Source organism: Pseudomonas sp. EA_65y_Pfl1_P113, assembly GCF_963970525.1.
In the GTDB taxonomy this organism is placed as follows: domain Bacteria; phylum Pseudomonadota; class Gammaproteobacteria; order Pseudomonadales; family Pseudomonadaceae; genus Aquipseudomonas; species Aquipseudomonas tritici.
Genome location: NZ_CAXAQM010000538.1, coordinates 1 through 460, shown reverse-complemented (window position 1 = coordinate 460; position 460 = coordinate 1). Strand labels below are relative to the sequence as shown.

The 460-nt window shown below is 68.9% G+C and carries 1 protein-coding gene and 1 pseudogene; both read left to right on the top strand.

The genetic code is table 11. From position 1 onward, the window contains the following. The coding region (locus tag AACY52_RS30960) for a potassium-transporting ATPase subunit KdpA (protein WP_339561489.1) at positions 1–215 on the top strand (215 nt) is incomplete at its 5' end. Between the two features lie 13 nt (positions 216–228). Next, positions 229–460: pseudogene (locus AACY52_RS30955) on the top strand (phosphogluconate dehydratase); the annotation flags it as partial.

Genomic DNA, 460 nt, shown 5'->3' with positions numbered 1-460 from the left:
TCGGGGTGATCCTGCCCGTGCTCGCGATTGCCGGTGGCCTGGCCGCCAAGCGCCGCGTGCCCGAGGGGCCGGGCTCGTTCCCGACCACCGGGCTGCTGTGGATCGGCCTGCTCGCGGCGATCATCGTGATCGTCGGGGGTCTCACTTTCCTGCCCGCGCTCGCGCTCGGTCCGATCGCGGACCAGGCGCAGGTCGCCGCCGGCATTTTGCTCTAAAAGGTCCAAGCCAATGGCGATCGAGCGCTCCAAGGCCAGCCGCGCCGCCTATCTCGGCCTGATCGGCCGCGCGCGCGATTCGCATATCGAGCGCCCCGCCATGGGCTGCGCCAATGCCGCGCACGCTTATGCCGGCACCGAGGAGGACCGCCCTGCCCTGACCAGCGGCAAGGCGATGAACATCGGCATCGTCTCCGCCTATAACGACATGCTCTCGGCACATGCGCCTTACTATCGCTACCCCG